Below are 18273 nucleotides of genomic sequence, written 5' to 3' on the forward strand. Positions count from 1 at the left end.
AGGAGAGGAAGAAGAGAGAGCTCACTTCATCTTGCACTTGTCGTGGAAACGATCCTGGTCGTTCTCCACGATGGTCGCGACCGTCTTCAGCGAGAGCTGGCCTTCTGCGTCCTTCACGACGTCCTGGAGATAGAAGCTCTGCACCGGGATGTGGTTCTTGCCGTATTTGAACGCGCCGCGCAGCGACTTGAAGTTGGCCTTCTCCATCTCGGCCTTCATCGCGTCCTTCTTGCTGGTGTCGCCCTTCACCGCGACCACCGCGCTGTTGATGAGCTGGGCCGCGTCATAGGCTTGCGCACCGTAATAGGTCGGACGCAGGCCGGTGTACTTCTTGCGATAGTCGGCGACGAAGCGCTTGTTCTGCTCGTTGGGGAGGTCGTTGACCCATTCCTGCGCGCCGGGCACGCCGAGCGCGTTCTCCTTCTGCAGCGGCAGCGAGAGCTCGTCCACCGTGAAGGCGGTGTAGAGCGGCATCGTGCTCTTCAGGCCGGCCTGCGCATATTGATTGAGGAACTGCACGCCGGCGGCGCCCGGATAGAACACGAAGATCGACTCCGCGCCCGAGGCGCGGGCCTTGGAGAGCTCGGCAGAGAAATCGAGCTGGCTCGGCCAGACCGTGTATTCCTCGCCCTTGATCTCACCCTTGAACGTGTTCTTCAGGCCCGCGAGCATGTCCTTGCCGGCCGCGTAGTTCGGCCCGATCAGGAACACGCTCTTGACGCCCTTCTGGTTCATGTAGAGGCCCATGGCCTGCGGCGTCTGGTCGTTCTGCCAGGAGGTCGAGAACACGTATGGGCTGCACAGCTCGCCGGCGAGCTGCGACGGGCCGGCATTGGCCGAGATCAGGAAGGTCTGCGAGTCGACGGCGGTCTTCAGCGAGGCCAAAAGCACGTTCGACCAGATGTAGCCGACGATGAAATCGACCTTGTCGGACTGCACCAGCTTCTCGGTCTTCTGCTTGCCGACATCGGGCTTCTGCCCGTCATCCTCGTAGATGACCTCGACCGGCTTGCCGTCCATCTTGCGGCCGATGTGATCCAGCGCGAGCTCGAAGGAGTTGCGCATGTCGTTACCGATCACGGCGGTCGGGCCGCTGAAGGTCGAGACGAAACCGATCTTGATGGTGTCGCCGGCGAGCGCCGGATTTGCCAGCACCAGCGCCGCTGCGCCCGCCAGCCAGAATGCCGTCCTCATAACCACTCCCCTCCCTATTATTGAGCCCGGAAACGGGGTGATCGCCGCCCCGGGTCTGTCTCTATTGAACGCAAAATCCATCGAGCCGCCAATGGCTCAGCGCCTGCCCCTGCACCATATTTCGCCCCAATCGGGGATGGCAAGAAATATAATTCTACTTACTTAGACCAACCCTGCGGCACTTTTTCGCGTCTGATCGATACATCCGGCCTATGCGGCGATTGATGACAGCTATTGGACCGCAGCGTCCGATCCGCACTTAAATGGGAGTGTGGAGCAGCGAGATTCGAGGGTACATCATGACCACGGCACCGCATCGCGTCGTCATCGTCGGGGCCGGCTTCGGCGGGCTGGAGGCGACCTACCGGCTTGCGGGTGCGCCGGTCGAGATCACGCTGATCGACCGCCGCAACCATCATCTGTTCCAGCCGCTGCTGTACCAGGTCGCGACCGCCTCGCTCGCGACCAGCGAGATCGCCTGGCCGATCCGTCATCTCATGCGCGACCGGCCCGAGGTGACGACGCTGTTCGCGACGGTCAGCGGCGTCGATGCGGCAAGACGCCGCGTGCTGATCGACGACGGCAGCGAAGTGCCTTACGACACGCTGGTGCTCGCGACCGGCGCGCGTCACGCCTATTTCGGCCATGACGAATGGGAGGCATGGGCGCCGGGCCTGAAGACGCTGGAGGACGGCACCACGCTGCGCCGTCACATCCTGGTGGCGTTCGAGCGCGCCGAGCGCGAGACCGATCCGGACAAGCGCGCAGCGCGGCTGACCTTCGTCATCGTCGGCGCCGGCCCGACCGGCGTCGAGCTCGCCGGCACCATCGCCGAGATGGCGCGTCACACCTTGCCCGGCGATTTCCGCAACATCGACACGACCAAGGCGCGCGTGGTGCTGATCGAGGCGGGGCCGCGCGTGCTCGCGGGCTTTGCCGACGATCTCTCGGCCTATGCGCAGGCCTCGCTGGAGAAGATCGGCGTCGAGGTCGTGCTGGGACAGGCCGTCACCGAGATCAATCGCGAGGGCGTGGTGTTCGGCGGCAAGCTGCTCGAGGCCAAGACGCGAATCTGGGCCGCCGGCGTCCGCGCCTCGCCCGCCGCCGAGTGGCTGGGTGCACCGGCCGATCGTGCTGGCCGCGTCCAGGTCGAAGACGATCTGAGCATCCCTGATCATCCCGAGATCTTTGCGATCGGCGACACCGTCTTGATCAACGCCTGGGAGGGCAAGCCGGTGCCCGGCATCGCACCGGCCGCCAAGCAACAGGGCCGTCACGTCGCCGAGACCATCAAGGCGCGGCTGCGCGGAGAGCCGACAGGCCCGTTCCGTTACAAGCACTCCGGCAGCCTCGCCCAGATCGGCAAGCGGCTCGCGGTGATCGACTTCGGCCGCATCAAGCTGCGCGGCACCATCGCGTGGTGGATCTGGGGCATCGCCCACATCTACTTCCTGATCGGCCTGCGCCACCGCCTCAGCGTCGCGCTCAGCTGGCTATGGATCTACGCGCGAGACCAGCGCGCGGCGAGGTTGATCACGCAGGGGAGTAGCAAGGTGGTGTAGGGAGGCTCCTCTGGTGTCCCGGACGCGGCGCGGCATGAAATGACGCGACGCAGAGCCGGGACCCAGCAGTCAGGGGCCCCGGCTCTGCAGTGCACCGCTGCGCGCTGCGCTGCGTCCGGGGCACGAGACTCACTTCACGAGCTCGCACCCGCCTTCCGCCAGCGGGCGAAATGCCTGGTCGGCTGGAATCGTCGAGACCAGCTTGTAATAGTCGTAGGGATATTTCGACTCCTCCGGCTTCTTCACCTCGAACAGGTACATCGGATGCACGACGCGGCCGTCCTGGCGGATCGCGGTGTCGCCGAACAGTTTGTCCTTGCCCTTGAACTTCTTCATCTCGGGCACGGCGTCCTTGGCATTATCGCTCCCGGTGGCGGCGACGGCGTTGAGATAAGCGAGCGTCGAGGCATAGACGCCGGCCTGGTTGCCGCTCGGCATCTTTCCGTTCATGCCCGGCCGCGCGGCGAAACGCTTGGCGAAGGCGCGGGTGTCGTCATTCATGTCCCAGTAGAAAGCTTCCATGAGCTGGAGGCCCTGCGCGACCTTGATGCCCATGCCGTGGACGTCGTTGATGAAGAGCAGGAAGGCGACGAGCCGCTGCCCGTTCTGCTGAATGCCGAACTCGGCGGCCTGCTTCACCGCGTTGATGGTGTCACCGCCGGCATTGGCAAGGCCGATCACCTGGGCCTTCGAGCCCTGCGCCTGCAACAGGAAGGAGGCGAAGTCGGAGGTGCCGAGCGGGTGCTTGGAGGAGCCAAGCACCTTGCCGCCATGCGCCTCGATGTATTTCTGCGCTTCCGATTCGATGCCCTTGCCGAGCGCGAAATCGACTGTGAGGAAATACCAGTCCTTGCCGCCGCGCGACACCATGGCGGCCGCCGTGGTGTTGCCGGTCGCCCAGGTGTCGTTGACCCATTGGATGGTGTTGGGCGAGCAGGCCCTGCCGGTGAGATCGGAGCTTGCGGTCGAGGACGCCAGGAACGTCATGCGGCTGTCGCGCAGCAGCGTGTTGATGGAGAGGCCGACGGCCGAGTTCGGCACGTCGACGATGGCATCGACGCCCTCGACATCGAGCCATTTGCGTGCGATGGCGTTGCCGACATCGGCCTTGTTCTGGTGGTCGGCATAGACGATCTCGACCTTGATGCCCTTGCCGCCGCCGTTGAAATCCTCTGCGGCCATGCGCGCGGCCTCGACCGAGCCCATGCCGTTGGTGTCCTGGAAGATGCCGGAGATGTCGTTGAGCACGCCGACGCGCACGACATTGTCCGAGATCTCCGCGCTCGCCGCGCCGGTCACCAGGCTCGCGGCCAGCGCGAGCGTCCACTTCAGATGTTTCATCGTTCCCTCCCCTGTTGATGATTTGCCACGCCGGTCGTTGCCGGCGTGTCGAGACTCAGACCTGCCGCTCCGGCAGCTTCAGCACGAGCCCGTCGAGCTCGGACGTGACCGCGATCTGGCAGGACAGCCGACTTGTCGGCCGCCGCTCGGCGGCGGCGCCGTCGAGCAGCGCATCCTCGTCGTCGGCTACCGCGGGGAGCCGCGCGAGCCAGCTCTCGTCGACATAGACATGGCAGGTCGCACACATGGCGTTGCCGCCGCATTCGGCCAGAATGCCGCCGAGGCCGTGGCGGGTCGCGGCCTGCATGGCGCTCTCCCCGTCCGCGGTCTCGACACGTTCCGACTTGCCGTCGGGATGAACGAAGGTGATGGCGGGCATGAAACTCCTCGTCAGGCCGGGGTGATGGTCACCGGCAGGCTATCGAGCCCGCGCAGCGTGTTGTTGAAGCGGCGCTTCGGCTCGCCCGTGATCTCGATCTTCGCGATGCGCCGGGCCAGCGCGGTCAGCATCACCTCGCCTTCGAGGCGGGCGACGAGCTGGCCGACGCACATGTGGATGCCGGAGCCGAAGCCGACATGGCCGGAGGTGCGGCGGGTGATGTCGTAGCTGTCAGGCTGGTCCCAGCGCCTGGGATCGCGATTTGCGGCAGCGAGGAACATCAGCACCTTCTCGCCCTCACCGATCTGCGCGCCGGAGAGCTCGACCTCCCGCGTGGTGGTGCGGAAGAAGGTCTGCACCGGACTTTCGAACCGCACGGCCTCCTCGAAGGCATTGCGCGCCAGCGTCGGATCGTCGCGCAGGCGCTGCCACTGGTCCGGGAATCGCGCGAGGCAATAGACGGCCGCACCGATGCCGTTGACGGTGGTGTCGAGGCCGGCCGACAGCAGCGAGCGCACCAGCAGCGGCGCCTCGGTGGCAGTGATCGCGCCGTCGTCGACCTGCGCATGGATGCAGGCCCCGAAGCCGCCGGGCGAAAGGTTGTCGCGCTGGCATTGCTCGGCGACATAGGCCTGGTGCGGCGCCGAGCGCGCGATCGCCTGCTGGCGCAGCTCATTGGGCGGACCGAACGCGTTGAACACGACGCTGGCATAGGGAATGAGATGCTCGCGTCCCTCCGCCTTCAGGCCCAGCGCATCCGGAAAGATCGAGAGCGGATAGGCTTCCGCGAGATCGGCGATCGCATCGAAGCTGCGCCTCTCGACCAGCGCGTCCACCCGCTGTTCCGCCGCCGCCGCAAAACGGTCGCGGACCTGCTTCATCACGGTGGGCGACAGCACCTTCGACAGCACGGCGCGGGTGCGGGTGTGCGCGGGCGGATCGGCCTCCAGGATCAGGCTTGGCGGCCGCCACGGCGTCTCCTTCTTGAAGTCGGACAGGCCGACACCGCGGCTGGAGCAGAACGTCGCGGGATCGTTCAGGACCGCATGGACCTCGGCATAGCGCGCCACGCCGTAGACGTTCCACTTGTCGAGATAGACGACCGGACCGGCCTCCCGCAGCAGCTCATGCGTGGGATAAGGGTCGGCAAAGAAATTCATCGCAAAGGGATCGATGTCGAGATGCGGGACGGACGCAAGGCCCGTCGACGCAGGGGTGCCGGATGCGGTCATGGGAGACCTCCCTCATTTTGATCTTGTGAAAGGGCGGCGCATGCCCTTAGGTCGGTGGCTCCACCGCGAGTCAGATTCCCGACATGCCTGCGCCTTCGACCAGATCCCGCCAAAAGCCCGCGCCCAGCGATGCCGGACCAACGCTCGATCTCGACCGTTACGTCCCGGCTTTCGTCACCTTCATCGCCAACAAGCTCTCGAACAGCGCGACCGCGTTCTATCAGCGGGAGTTCGGCGTCAACGTCACGGAATGGCGGATCATGTCGCTGCTGGCGATCGAGCCCGGCATTCCGGCCTCGCGCATCTGTCACGTCATCGGCTTCGACAAGGGGCCGGTGAGCCGGACGCTGGCTGGGCTGGAAAAGCGCGGCCTCATCTCGATCCGCACCGACCCGAACGACGGCCGCACCCATTCGATTTCGCTGACGACGAAGGGCCGCGCCACCCATGACAAGGTGATCGTCGCGGCGCTCGAGCGCGAGCGGCGGCTGCTGTCGTGCCTGAACAAGGACGAGCGCGAGGTGCTGATCGATCTGCTGCGCCGGCTGCACGAAAATCTCGGCGCGGTCACGGACAGCAGCTACACCTGACGCACCGCACCGCGGCCGCGCCCTGTCGCCACCTCCAGGCATGCGCCCGCGCTTGCCCGCGGCACCCTTCCTGCCGAGCATCGTTTCCTCCGAGATCGGACGCGGCGGTTTCCCCGCCGTCGTCCTGGTCTGGAACGGTTCGCACAGATTAGTTGCTTAGGCAACAAAAGAATCAGCAATATATTGCGGCAGTGGGATTGGCCTATCCGCTCGTCATTCCGGGGCGCGCGTAGCGCGAACCCGGAATCCATCGTGCAACACCCCTGCGGTGAAATGGATTCCGGGCTCGCGCCAAGAGGCGCGCCCCGGAATGACAGCGGAATGTGGCTTCGCTAACTCGGCCTTTACAGCCCAATCCACTCCGCCGACGCATCATCGTTCAGCCGAGCCGCGGCATCCGCTCGCCGCGTCAGCACGGCGCGCTGGTTGATGTAGCCTTTGTCGGTGATCTCGCCGCCATCGACCGATGGCGGCTCGGCGAGCAGCAGCGCGCGCGTGGCGTGGCCGGAGGAGTTGGGGCCTTGCTGCTTCAGTTTCGCCAGGCCCTGTGCGATCGCGGTCCTGATCTTGTCATGCGCAAGCACCTCGTTGACATCAGCCGTCTCGCCCAAGCCGGCATGGGCGCGGCAAGCCGCGATGTTCGGGATCACCAGGAAGCGCGCCTCGTCGCCACCGTGGCCTGACACGACGATGTCCTGCGCCAGCGGCGCCAGCGCGGCGATGCCGGCGACGCGCAGCGTGCCGACGCTGACCCAGGTGCCGGAATTGAGCTTGAAATCTTCAGCGACACGGCCGTCGAAGAACAGGCCGCGCTCCGGCCGCGCGTGATCGGCAAGCTTCACCGCATCGCCGATCAGATAAAAGCCCTCTTCATCAAAAGCCTGCTTCGTCAGCTCCGGCGCCTTCCAGTAGCCCGGCGTAACGTTGGGACCACGTACCCGCACCTCGAGCTTGTCGCCTGACGTAACGAGCTTCAGCTCGGTGCCGGGAATGGGCACGCCGATATTGCCAGAGCGTTCGGCGAGGAAATGGCAGTCGGTCGCCAGCGGCGACGTCTCGGTCGAACCCCAGGCCGAAACCATCGGCAGCGCGCGGCCGATGGTCTTGATCGAGAGCTCTCCGAGCGCATCCCAGAGATTCTGCGGCAGCGCCGCGCCGGCATAGAAGGCGAATTTCACCTCGTTGAAGAAGCGGCGGCACAGCTCCTCGTCGCCGCGCAGCGCCGCGATCAGCATGTCGAAGCCGCGCGGCACATTGAAATAGACCGTCGGCATCACGCTTTTCAGATTGGCCAGTGACGTCGCGAACAGGCCGGGCGCCGGCTTGCCGCCGTCGATATAGAGCGAACCGCCGTTGCGCAGCACGAGGTTGAAATTGTGGTTGGCGCCGAAGGTGTGGCTCCAGGGCAGCCAGTCGAGAATGACGAGGTCGCGACCACCCTGCTCCAGAAATGTCCAGGTCTGCGCCTTGGCCTCTTGGCTCGAGGTCAGCATGCGCTGGGTGTTGATGACGGCCTTGGGCGTGCCTGTTGACCCCGAGGTGAACAGGAATTTGGCGATCGTATCCGGCGTCACCGCGGCGAACGCCGTTACAACGTCGGGACTCTCCGGCGTTGCCACGACGGTGCGGAAGGCGAGCGCATCGCCATCGTCGGCGTTCCCGCTGATGATCTGCGCCTTGTGCAGCGGCTTGATCGCGGCCAGTGCTGCCGCGAATGACTTGGTCGCGGAGACATAGATCGCGCCCGGCTCGAGCAGCGCGATCATGCTCTTGAGCTTGTCGAAATCTTTCGACATCAGCGAATAGGCCGGCGAGATCGCCGCCGAGGGCACGCCGACATGCTGGGCGGCAAGCGCGAGCAGAGCATGGTCGATGCTGTTGTCGGAGAGGATCGCGAGCGGGCGTTCGGCGCTCAGACCCTGCGCCAGGATCCAGGACGCCGCCGCGCGCACTTGGCGCAGCGCCTGCGCATAGCTGACGGCGGTCCATGGCGCCTCGGCGTTGGCGCGCTCGGCAAGGAAGATCGCATCCGGCGTTTGCCGCGCCCATTGCTCCAGCCAGTCGCCGACGCAGCGCGCGCCATCGCGCAACGGTTCGGGCGAGCGCAGCACGATGCTGCCGTCGGCGCGATGCTCGGCGACGGTCCGTGGCGTTGCAAACAGGCTTGCGGCATCGCCGCGTGCGGCGGTTGTCATGATTTCCTCCTCCGCCCGGATCCCGGATCGGCCGCAGCCTCGTTCCGGGCTGCTTTGGCCATAATGTTGGGCATGACAATTGTTGTCGTCAACAACAATCTTCCGCCCGCGCTATAATGACGTTACAAGAATAGTCCGGCAGGAGACGCGATTTGACAGCCACCTCAGCCCAGACTTCCGCACGCAGGCGCGCCGGCAACGGCGCGGCGCCTCGGGACATGGCCGACGATATCGGCCTCGACGCACTGGTCGGGCACGCCGGCTATGCGGTGCGGCGCTTCCAGATCTGGATCTTTCAGGACTTCATCAGAACGCTCGGCGATGTCGACATCCGGCCGACGCAATATTCGGTGCTGACCGTGATCGGCGCCAATCCGGGCCTGTCGCAGATGGCGGTGGCAAAGCGCCTCGGCATCGAGCGCGCCCGGCTGGTGCACCTGCTCGACAGCCTCGAACAGCGCAAGCTCGTGAAGCGGGTCAAATCGAAGGCGGACCGTCGCTCCCACGCGCTGCATCTCACGACCCAGGGCGAGACGGCGCTGGCGAAATTCAAGCGGCTCGCGGCCGAACACGAGCGGCACGTCGAAGAGAAGATCGGCAAGGAAAACCGGGCGCAGCTGCTGCGGATCCTCGCTGGCTTCACCTGACCTCGACTGCCCAAGATTTGGGCAGATGCCCGTCACGGGGCGCTGACGTCACGGCCCGCCCGCCTGCCAAAATATCCCGCAAGCCACTGATCCCACGGATAATATCCGCAGCTTCCGTCCTGCCCGGATAATGTACACAATGGCACATCGCTTGCTTCACTCCGGGGGTGAAGCAGTTGCGGGAATTTTGTCGCCATGGGGGCTGAGATGGGGGCTGAGCAGCCTGAAACGATCGCCGCGATTGTGGCCGCACATCGCGCGGGCACGTTGACGCCGGTGCAGACGGTCGCGCGGACCTATCAGCGCATCCGCGACCACAATGATCCCGCCATCTTCATCAGCCTGCGCGACGAAAGGGACGCGATCGCCGAGGCCGAGAAGCTTGCTGCGAAGGACGCCGCCGGCCTCCCGCTCTACGGCGTGCCGGTTGCGGTGAAGGACAATATCGACGCGCTGGGCTTTCCGACCACGGCGGCCTGCCCGGCCTTCTCCACTACGCCGACGCATGACTCGACAGCGGTGGCGCGGCTGCGCGCCGCCGGCGCCATCATCATCGGCAAGACCAATCTCGACCAATTCGCGACCGGCCTCGTCGGCGTGCGCTCGCCCTACGGCGTTCCCAAGAATTCGATCCGCGAGGATCTCATTCCCGGCGGCTCCAGCTCGGGCTCCGCTGTCGCGGTCGGCGCGGGGCTCGTGCCGCTGTCGCTGGGCACGGATACCGCCGGCAGCGGGCGCGTACCGGCGATGCTCAACAACATCGTCGGGCTGAAGCCGAGCCTCGGCATGGTCTCGAACGCGGGGCTGGTGCCGGCCTGCCGTACGCTCGATTGCATCTCGGTGTTTGCGCTGACCGTGGACGACGCCGCGCTCGCGCTGTCAGTGATGGCGGGGCCGGACCCGGCCGATCCGTTCTCGCGCGACCGGCCGCTGGGCGCGATCAGGCCGCTCCCCTCAGACCTGCGCCTCGGCGTGCCGCGCAACGGACAGCTGATCTTCTTCGGCGACAAGAAGGCGGAAACCGCTTACGCCGATGCGCTGAAGCGCTGGACTGCGCTTGGCGCAACGCTGGTCGAGTTCGATCTTGAGCCGTTCTACGAGACGGCGCGGCTGCTCTATGAGGGACCCTGGGTCGCCGAGCGTTATCTCGTGATCAAGGACCTGCTCGCCTCCGCGCCGGATTCGATCCATCCCGTGACGCGCGAGATCACCGCGGCCGGCGCGCGGCTCACTGCTGCGGACACGTTCTCGGCGCTCTATCGCCTGCAGGGCCTGCGCAAGATCGCCGAGCGCACGTTCGCCAATATCGACGCGCTGGTGCTGCCGACGGCGCCGACCGCCTATACGACCGCGCAGGTGCTCGCCAATCCGATCGAGCTCAACAGCCGGCTCGGCACCTACACCAATTTCGTCAATCTGCTCGACCTCTGCGGCCTCGCGCTGCCGGCTTCGATGCGCAGCGACGGCATTCCGTTCGGCATCACGCTGCTCGCGCCCGCCGGACATGACGCGCTGCTGGCGAGCATCGGCCGCGTCTTTCATGCGGATACCAGGTTGAGCCTCGGCGCGACGGGCGCGGCGCAAGCTCTGCTGGCGGCGCTGCCGGCAAGCAGCGGCGACGAGATCCCCATCGCCGTGGTTGGCGCGCATCTGTCCGGCATGGTGCTCAACGGCGAATTGAAGGCACTGAACGGGCGCCTGATCGAGGCAACCAGAACTGCGCCCGACTACAAGCTCTACGCGCTCAAGACCACGCCGCCGAAGCCCGGCATGTTGCGCGTGGAAGCCGGCAAGGGCGCCGCCATCGAGCTGGAGCTCTGGTCGCTGTCGTCTTCCGCCTTCGGCAAATTCGTCAACGCGATTCCTTCGCCGATGGCGATCGGCACCGTGCGCCTTGCCGATGGCCGCAGCGCGAAGGGATTTTTGGTCGAGCCGGAAGTGCTGGGCGAGGCGCGGGATATTACGGCCTATGGGGGCTGGCGGAAATTCATGGCGGAAGCTACCAAGACGTAGGTCTCGTGTCCCGGGTGCAGCGCATCACGCAGTGGTGCGCTGCTGAACCGGGACCCATGCAGCAGCTTGCAAGACGGAAGTTGGGTCCCGGCTCTGCGGAGCAGCGCTACGCGCTGCACCGCGTCCGGGACACGGACGTGCCTTACACCGACACCGCGTAGATCTCATACTCCCCGCGCACCAGCTCGATATGCGCGCGCATCGCGGCGGCGGCGCCCTGCTTGTCGCCGCGCATGATGGCGACGACGACGCGGTCGTGCTCGGCCTGCGACTTGGCGAGACGGCCGAGGTTGCGGAACTGGGCGCGGCGGAACGGCTGCACGCGCACCCGCGTCGCCAGCGTGATCTCGGCGATGTAGCCGTTCTGCGAACCGGCATAGATCGCGTTGTGGAAGCGTTCGTTGACCTCGTGGAAGCGATCGGGATTGCCGGTGTAGCTCAGCACCCGCAGCTCTTCGTGGATGGCCTCCAGGCCGTGACGCTCGGCGGCGGACATGCGCTCGGCGGCAAGGCCTGCGCACAGCGCCTCGAGCTCCGCCATCGCCTCGAACATGCTGGTCAGGCGCTCGATCGAGGGCTGCGCCACCACCGCGCCGCGATGGGCGCGCGCCTCGACGAGGCCGCTGGCCACGAGCTGACGCAGCGCCTCACGCACCGGCGTCCGCGAGACGCTGAAGCGGCGGGCGATGTCGGTCTCGTCCAAGGGCGAGCCGGGGGCCAGGGCGCCGCGCACGATCTCGTCGGCGAGCTGCAGGCGCAGCTCCTCGGCGCGTGTGACCTTCTGCACCGATGGCGAGGCACGGTCGACGCGGGGCACCACCGGCTCAGTCGGCAGTGCTCCCTGGGGAAGATCGTCGAGCGTCATGCGGTCAGGTCTCTTTCGGCTCGTCGATGATGCTGACATGGGCGGCGACGACGCGCCAGCCCTCGGGGAAGCGAATCCAGGTCTGCATCTGCCGGCCGACCTTGCCGGGCGCCGTATCGCGATAGAACAGGGTGGAGGCCACCGCCGTGTCGCGGCCATAGCTGGAGATGACAGTCCTGGCGGTGCGGCGGTTGAGGCCGACCGGCGAGCGGCCGGCGCGGAAGCCGCTGATCGCCTCATAGCCATAGAGGTTCTCGCCGATGCCGTAGCGCAGCGTGCGGGGATCGTTGCGGAACAGCTCGCCGAGCACGGCGACGTCGTTACTGATGAGGGCCTGCTCATACCGATCGAACGCGGCTTTGACGTCCGCGATCACTTCGGGGAGATCGAGCTCCATTTTAGATTCCTCTCGGCGCGGGTGCTGCGACGACGCCCATCTTTTCCAGGGCGTGCGCGACGCGGAGCGCGATGTCCTCGCGCCAGGGCGCAGCAATGATCTGCACGCCGATCGGCATCGGCTCGAGCGGCACTGGAACGGCCACCACGGGCAGGCCGATGAAGGAGATCGGCTGGGTGTGGATGCCGATATTGGCGCGCACCGGCAGCTCGACGCCGTCGAGGTTGAAATTCACCTGGCCGAGCTTTGGCGCGGTGCAGGGCGTTGCCGGCGCGAGCAGCACGTCGACGGTCTTGAAGATCTCGGCGAGCTGCGCGCGGTACCAGCGGCGGAATTTCTGCGCGCGGTCGACCATCGGCGCAGGCACCATCGCGCCCGCGATCAGCCGGTCGCGCACGGCCGGATCGAAATCGTTCGGCCGCTTGCGCAGACGATCGAGATGCAGCGAAGCGCCCTCGGTCGTGGTGATGACGTAAGCGGCCGCGCGGGCGCGCGCGGCCTCGGGGATCTCGATCAGCTTCGTTGCGCCGAGCGCCTTGGCAACGCGGCTGACGGCCTCGACCGCTTCCGGAAACACGTTGTTCTGGAAATACCCGCCGGCGATGGCGATACGCAGATCCGAGACCGGATTGGCGATCAGCGGCAGCGTCGGCTCCAGCCCGCGCGTCGTGCAGGCGCTGTCCTCCGCGTCAGGGCCCTGCATCACGTCATAGACGCGTGCGAGATCGGCGACGGAGCGCGCGAACGGGCCGAGATGATCGAGGCTCGCGACGAACGGGAACGAGCGCGCGCGAGAGAGCCGGCCATAGGTCGGCTTCAAACCGAAAATGCCGCAGAACGAGGACGGCACGCGGATGGAGCCGTTGGTGTCCGAGCCGAGCGCGATTGGCACCAGCGCGCCGCCGACCGCGCTGCCCGAGCCGCCGGAGGAGCCGCCGGTCATCCGCGTGGTGTCATGCGGATTGCGCGAGGGACCGTCATGGACGTTCTCGCCCGTAAAATCATAGGCGTATTCGCCCATGTTGAGCGCGCCAACCAGCACGGCGCCGGCGGCCTCCATGCGCTCGATCAGCGTGGCATCGCGCGCTGCGGGCGCGCGATCGCGATTGATCTTCGAGCCGGCGCGCGTCGGAAGCCCTGCGACGTCGAACAGATTCTTCACCGCGAAGGGAACGCCGGCGAGCGGGCCGACTTCCTTGCCGGCGGCGATGTCGGCATCGACTGCGCGTGCTTTCGCACGGGCGCGATCGGCGGTGACGTCGGTGAAGGAATTGAGGACGCCGTCGTGCTGCTTGATGCGCGACAGCGCCGCCTCGGTGGCATCGAGCGCGGACATCTTGCGGGCCGCAACCGCACCTGCGATTTCGGAGGCCGTCATCTCTGGCTTGCTGGTCATGGCAACATCAAGCGGTGAAAATCGGCGCCGGCTCGGTCTCGTCCGGCAGCGCGAATTCGTCGACGAGGCGAGCGAGCCGCAGCGAGACTTCGAGGTTGGCGCGCACCGCAGGCCTCCAGGCCTCCTCGATCGGCAATGCCAGCGCTTTCGATACGGCGTCGATATAATCGTCCAGCGGCTCGGCCATCACGCTCCCAAACTATCTCTCTAGGTTGTCATTTGAGCATGATCTTTTCGGAAAACCGCGTCACACTTTTCCGGATCATGCTCAGTGGACCGGCAACGGCGGATGCGGGATCGCCGTCAGCAGCTCCTTGGTGTAGTCGTCCTGCGGATCGCTGAGGACCTGCTCGGAAGAGCCCTCTTCGACGATTCGACCGGTCCGCATCACAATGACACGATCGCACAGCAAGCGCACTACGTTCAAATCATGCGAGACGAACAGATAGCTCATACCTAGCCGCGCCTTGAGGTCCTGCAGCAGATTGAGGACGACGGCCTGCACCGAGACGTCCAGCGCCGCCGTCGGCTCATCCAGGATGACCAGCTTCGGATGCAGCGCGATGGCACGGGCGATGCCGACACGGGCCTTCTGGCCGCCGGAGAGCTGGTGCGGAAAACGATCGAGCAGATTGTGCGGCAGGCCGACCATGGTGGCCAGCTCCTCGCAGCGGGCACGCAGCGCGTCGCGCCCCCTGATATCGCCGAGCTGCATAATGGGGTCGGCAATCGCGCGCGCGGCGGTGAAGCGCGGGTTGAGGCTGTCGGTCGGATCCTGGAACACCATCTGGATGCGGCTGCGCTGCGGCAGCCGGGCGAAGGCAGCAGGCTGAATAGCGCCGATGTCCTCGCCGTCGAACTGGATCAGGCCGGAGGTCTGGTCCAAGAGGCGCATCACCATCATCGACGTGGTCGATTTGCCGCATCCGGACTCGCCGACAAGGCCGACGCTCTCGCCATGGCCGATCGAAAAGCTGATGCCGTCGACGGCGCGGAACACGTCCGGCTCCAGCGGCGGCTTGCGGCCGAACAGCTTTCCGAGCGTCGCGGTGGCGCCCTGGCGGGGGTATTCCTTGACGAGCTTTTCGATGAGCAGGAGCGGCTTCGCGCTCTCTGCGCTTGCCGTGGCAGGCACAGCGGGCTCGGCGGGCGCGGTGCCCTCCTCCTCCGGCAGCAGATCCCGCAGGCTCACGCCGAGCCGCGGCGTCGCGCGCATCAGCTTCTTGGTGTAGGGGTGCTGCGGGTTGGCGAAAATGTCGGCGGCCTTGGCGGTCTCGACCACGCGGCCCTTCTCCATCACCACGACGCGGTCGCAGTAGGCGGCGGCGAGGCCGAGGTCGTGGGTGATCAGGATGGTGGACATCGCGCGGCGCTTGGTCAGCTCGACGATCAGGTCCATCACCGCCTTCTGCGTGGTGACGTCGAGACCCGTGGTCGGCTCGTCCGCGATCAGCAGCTGCGGATTGCAGGCGAGCGCGAGCGCGATGACGACGCGCTGGCACATGCCCCCCGACAGCTCGAACGGATAGGCGTGATAGCGCTCGCGCGGGCGGGCGATCTTGACCTGCTCCAGCGCCTCGATCGCCTTTTCTCCATGGTCCGAAACCATCGCCTGCTGCACATGGGTGCGCAGCACGTCCTCGATCTGGTCGCCGACCTTGCGGATCGGATTGAGTGCGGCGCGCGGGTTCTGGAAGATCATCGACACTTCGCGGCCGCGCAGGTCGCGCATCTGGTCTTCGGTGGCGGCCTTCACGTCAATGCCGGAGAACATCACCGAACCCTCGGCGATCCGCCCGGCGCGGTCGAGGATGCGCATCACCGCGTACGACGTCACCGACTTGCCCGAGCCGGACTCGCCGACGATGGCAAGCGTCTCGCCCTTGGCGACGGAGATGTTGACGTGCTGCACGGCTTTGACGATGCCGCGGCGGGTGGTGAATTCGACGGTGAGGTCCTGGACGTCGAGCAGCGGCTGGGCGGTCATGAGGGCCTACCAAGCAAAAAATGCGAAAACAACCCCATGCACCGTAGAATGGCATTGGAATCATTGGAGAATTTTTGGCGTAAATTGACGCGTGAGGGAGGCACTGGTTTCTCATTCCCTCCCCCCTTGTGGGGGAGGGGCAGGGAGAGGGGTGGCCACAAACTCAGACCTCGCTTGGGGCTACCCCCCTCCCCAACCCTCCCCCACAAGGGGGGAGGGAGCGCAGCGGTACTTGTGGAAACAGCCATCACGTCCTCCGCTGAGGGTCGACGATGTCGCGCAGGCCGTCGCCGAGGAGGTTGAAGCAGAACACGGCGATCATCAGCGCAAGGCCGGGGAACAGCGCGATCCACCATTCGCCCGAGACCATGAAGCCCGCGCCTTCCGCGACCATGATGCCCCATTCGGCGGTCGGCGGGCGGACGCCGAGGCCGATGAAGGACAGGCCGGCGGCGTTGAGGATGGCGTAGCCCATGGTCAGCGACATCTGCACGATCATGATCGGCATGATGTTGGGCAGGATGTGCACCAGCAGGATGCGGAATTCGCCGTTGCCGGACAGGCGCGCGGCCTGCACGAAGCCGGCATTGCGGCGGACATTGGCCTCGGCACGCGCGACGCGGGCATAGAGCGGGAAGTTCACGATCGCGGTCGCAAGAATGATGTTCTGCACCGTGTTGCCGAGCGCCGCGACGATGCCCATCGCCAGCACGAACAGCGGAAACGCCATGATGGTGTCGGCGATGCGGCCGACGATGCGGTCGGTCCAGCCGCCAAAGTAGCCCGCTGCGATGCCGGCGAGGCCGCCCATCAAAAACACCAGCACGACGGAGGCGACCGCGATGAACGTATCGAGCCGCGTCGCCACGACGACGCGGCTGAAGATGTCGCGGCCGAGCTGGTCGGTGCCAAACCAGTGCGCCGCCGACGGCGGCTTCAGCGCCGCGGCGGTGTCGGAGGCGAGCGGATCGTAGGGCACGACATAGGGGCCGAAGATCGCGGCGGCGAGGATGAGGATCAGCAAGGCGAAGGCAAAGCCCGTGACCTTGTTTTCGCCGAGCACGTAACGGGTCTGTTCGAGGATCGCGGCCAACCCGGAGGTGCGGGCAGGACCGACGGGTTCAACAGCAGGCGCAACGGAGCTCATGAGATCACCCGGACGTTGTTTGACCGAACAAGCAAGCCGCGACGGCGGTTTACCTCCCCCGCTTGCGGGGGAGGTCGGCGCAACGCGCCGGGTGGGGGCTCTCTCCACATTGGGGCTCTCGCCCGCGGAGATACCCCCTCCCCAACCCTCCCCCGCAAGCGGGAGAGGGGGCGCACCTTCGTCGGAGCTTGCAGAGCACAAGACCCCATCATGGTTCAGCCCTCCAGCCGTACGCGCGGATCGATCACGCCGTACAAGATGTCGATCACGAGATTGAGCAGCACGTACATGACCGCCATGGTCAGCACAAAACCTTGCACCGGCGCGAAGTCCGACGAGATCAGCGCTTCCACCGCGTATGAACCGATGCCGGGCCAGGCGAACACTTTCTCCACCAGCACGTTGGCGCCCAGCAGGAACGAGAACACCATGCTGAGCGTGGTGATGACCGGCAGCATCGCGTTGCGGAAGGCGTAGGTGACGATCACGGTCGCCGGCGACAGGCCGCTGGCGCGGGCGGTGCGGACGAATTCCGACGACAGCACCGCCAGCATCGAGGCGCGCGTCATGCGCGCGATCGGCGCCAGCGAGAAGATCGCCAGCGTCGTCGCCGGCAGGATCAGCTGGCTCAGCGCCGAGCGGAACGCTTCGAGATCGCGCGCGATCAGCGTGTCGATCAGATAGAAGCCGGTCACCGTCGGCGGCGCACTGTAGAACACGTCGAGCCGGCCGAGCGGCGCAGGCGACCAGCCGAGGCGGAAGTAGAAGACGTAGACCAGCACCAGGCCGGTGAAGAACACCGGCAGCGAGACGCCGGCTGTCGTCGTCACCCGGCAGAGATGATCGACCCATGACCCTGGCCGCGTCGCAGCGAGCACGCCGAGTGGGATGGCGATGACGACCGAGACGATGAGGCCGAGCAAGGTCAGCTCGGCAGAGGCCGGCAGGCGGTTGCGGATTTCGGCCGCCACCGGCTGGCCCGTCGTCAGCGAGTTGCCGAAATCGCCATGGGCGAGATCGCCCGTGTAGCGGAAGAACTGCTCGATCAGCGGCTTGTCGAGGCCGAGTTTTTTCCGGATCTGCTCGACGGCTTCCTTGGTCGCGGCGGGACCGGCGAAGTAGGCGGCGGGATCACCCGGCAGCGCGCGCGTCAGCAGGAAGGTGACGATGACGACGCCGATCAGCGATGGAATCGCGAACATCAGGCGCTTGCCGATCATGGTCAGCATGGGGCGCTCCTGCGCTGCGTATGGGAACGAGATCGTGCGGCACGTTCGGCTGCGTTCCCTCCCCCCTTGTGGGGGAGGGCTAGGGAGGGGGGTGGCTCC

The 18273-nt window shown here is 66.1% G+C and carries 16 protein-coding genes; 4 read left to right on the forward strand and 12 right to left on the reverse strand.

Going from position 1 to position 18273, the window contains the following annotated elements; all coding sequences use genetic code 11:
* Window positions 1-21: 21 nt before the first annotated feature.
* Window positions 22-1194: an ABC transporter substrate-binding protein gene (locus AABA86_RS05080; protein ID WP_338305963.1), complete on the reverse strand. Its 1173-nt coding sequence runs from the start codon at window positions 1192-1194 to the stop codon at window positions 22-24.
* A 299-nt stretch (window positions 1195-1493) separates the two neighbouring features.
* Between AABA86_RS05080 and AABA86_RS05085 the strand changes: the two genes are divergently transcribed.
* Window positions 1494-2756, forward strand: coding sequence for an NAD(P)/FAD-dependent oxidoreductase (locus AABA86_RS05085; RefSeq protein WP_212243936.1), 1263 nt, complete (start codon window positions 1494-1496; stop codon window positions 2754-2756).
* 129 nt (window positions 2757-2885) lie between these two features.
* Here AABA86_RS05085 and AABA86_RS05090 read toward each other — a convergent pair whose 3' ends face one another.
* From AABA86_RS05090 to AABA86_RS05100, 3 genes are read right to left on the reverse strand one after another with little or no spacing between them, the layout of a single operon-like run.
* Entirely contained in the window at window positions 2886-4097 is a 1212-nt protein-coding gene (locus AABA86_RS05090; RefSeq protein WP_338305964.1) for an ABC transporter substrate-binding protein, read from the reverse strand.
* Between the two features lie 55 nt (window positions 4098-4152).
* Window positions 4153-4476 carry a 2Fe-2S iron-sulfur cluster-binding protein gene (locus AABA86_RS05095; RefSeq protein WP_338305966.1) on the reverse strand — a complete coding sequence of 108 codons (324 nt, stop codon included), beginning with the start codon at window positions 4474-4476 and terminating at the stop codon, window positions 4153-4155.
* Between the two features lie 11 nt (window positions 4477-4487).
* Entirely contained in the window at window positions 4488-5708 is a 1221-nt protein-coding gene (locus tag AABA86_RS05100; RefSeq protein WP_338305967.1) for a cytochrome P450, read from the reverse strand.
* An 83-nt stretch (window positions 5709-5791) separates the two neighbouring features.
* On the opposite strand from AABA86_RS05100, the gene AABA86_RS05105 reads away from it, so the two are divergent.
* Window positions 5792-6298 (forward strand): MarR family winged helix-turn-helix transcriptional regulator, encoded by a 507-nt coding sequence (locus tag AABA86_RS05105; protein WP_212243932.1) that lies wholly within the window; start codon window positions 5792-5794, stop codon window positions 6296-6298.
* 344 nt (window positions 6299-6642) lie between these two features.
* On the opposite strand, the gene AABA86_RS05110 is transcribed toward AABA86_RS05105, so the two are convergent.
* Complete coding sequence (locus tag AABA86_RS05110) at window positions 6643-8493, reverse strand: feruloyl-CoA synthase (RefSeq protein ID WP_338305968.1); 1851 nt, start codon at window positions 8491-8493, stop codon at window positions 6643-6645.
* Between the two features lie 152 nt (window positions 8494-8645).
* On the opposite strand from AABA86_RS05110, the gene AABA86_RS05115 reads away from it, so the two are divergent.
* Together AABA86_RS05115 and atzF are read left to right on the forward strand one after the other, a co-directional pair.
* The gene (locus AABA86_RS05115) at window positions 8646-9140 is read left to right on the forward strand and encodes a MarR family winged helix-turn-helix transcriptional regulator (RefSeq protein WP_028139737.1); all 495 of its coding nucleotides are present in this window, start codon (window positions 8646-8648) and stop codon (window positions 9138-9140) included.
* 207 nt (window positions 9141-9347) lie between these two features.
* Entirely contained in the window at window positions 9348-11153 is a 1806-nt protein-coding gene (gene atzF / locus AABA86_RS05120) for an allophanate hydrolase (RefSeq protein ID WP_338305969.1), read from the forward strand.
* Window positions 11154-11295: 142 nt separating this feature from the next.
* Here the strand turns inward: atzF and AABA86_RS05125 are convergent, their stop codons facing one another.
* The 7 genes from AABA86_RS05125 to AABA86_RS05155 all read right to left on the reverse strand — a co-directional run bounded on the left by AABA86_RS05125 (window position 11296) and on the right by AABA86_RS05155 (window position 18174).
* Window positions 11296-12018, reverse strand: a complete 723-nt coding sequence (locus tag AABA86_RS05125) for a GntR family transcriptional regulator (protein WP_338305971.1) — start codon at window positions 12016-12018, stop codon at window positions 11296-11298.
* Between the two features lie 4 nt (window positions 12019-12022).
* Window positions 12023-12415: an oxalurate catabolism protein HpxZ gene (gene hpxZ / locus AABA86_RS05130; protein ID WP_338305972.1), complete on the reverse strand. Its 393-nt coding sequence runs from the start codon at window positions 12413-12415 to the stop codon at window positions 12023-12025.
* Window position 12416: 1 nt separating this feature from the next.
* Window positions 12417-13811: an AtzE family amidohydrolase gene (locus AABA86_RS05135; RefSeq protein ID WP_338305973.1), complete on the reverse strand. Its 1395-nt coding sequence runs from the start codon at window positions 13809-13811 to the stop codon at window positions 12417-12419.
* A gap of 7 nt (window positions 13812-13818) precedes the next feature.
* The gene (locus AABA86_RS05140; RefSeq protein WP_165637650.1) at window positions 13819-13998 is read right to left on the reverse strand and encodes a DUF4089 domain-containing protein; all 180 of its coding nucleotides are present in this window, start codon (window positions 13996-13998) and stop codon (window positions 13819-13821) included.
* 81 nt (window positions 13999-14079) lie between these two features.
* A complete protein-coding gene (locus AABA86_RS05145) occupies window positions 14080-15798 on the reverse strand; it encodes a dipeptide ABC transporter ATP-binding protein (protein WP_338305974.1) in 1719 nt (572 codons plus the stop codon).
* A 247-nt stretch (window positions 15799-16045) separates the two neighbouring features.
* The gene (locus AABA86_RS05150) at window positions 16046-16945 is read right to left on the reverse strand and encodes an ABC transporter permease (protein WP_338305975.1); all 900 of its coding nucleotides are present in this window, start codon (window positions 16943-16945) and stop codon (window positions 16046-16048) included.
* A 215-nt stretch (window positions 16946-17160) separates the two neighbouring features.
* Window positions 17161-18174: an ABC transporter permease gene (locus AABA86_RS05155; protein ID WP_338305977.1), complete on the reverse strand. Its 1014-nt coding sequence runs from the start codon at window positions 18172-18174 to the stop codon at window positions 17161-17163.
* Between the last annotated feature and the right edge of the window lie 99 nt (window positions 18175-18273).

The organism is Bradyrhizobium sp. TM233 (assembly GCF_036247965.1).
GTDB lineage: Bacteria > Pseudomonadota > Alphaproteobacteria > Rhizobiales > Xanthobacteraceae > Bradyrhizobium > Bradyrhizobium ottawaense.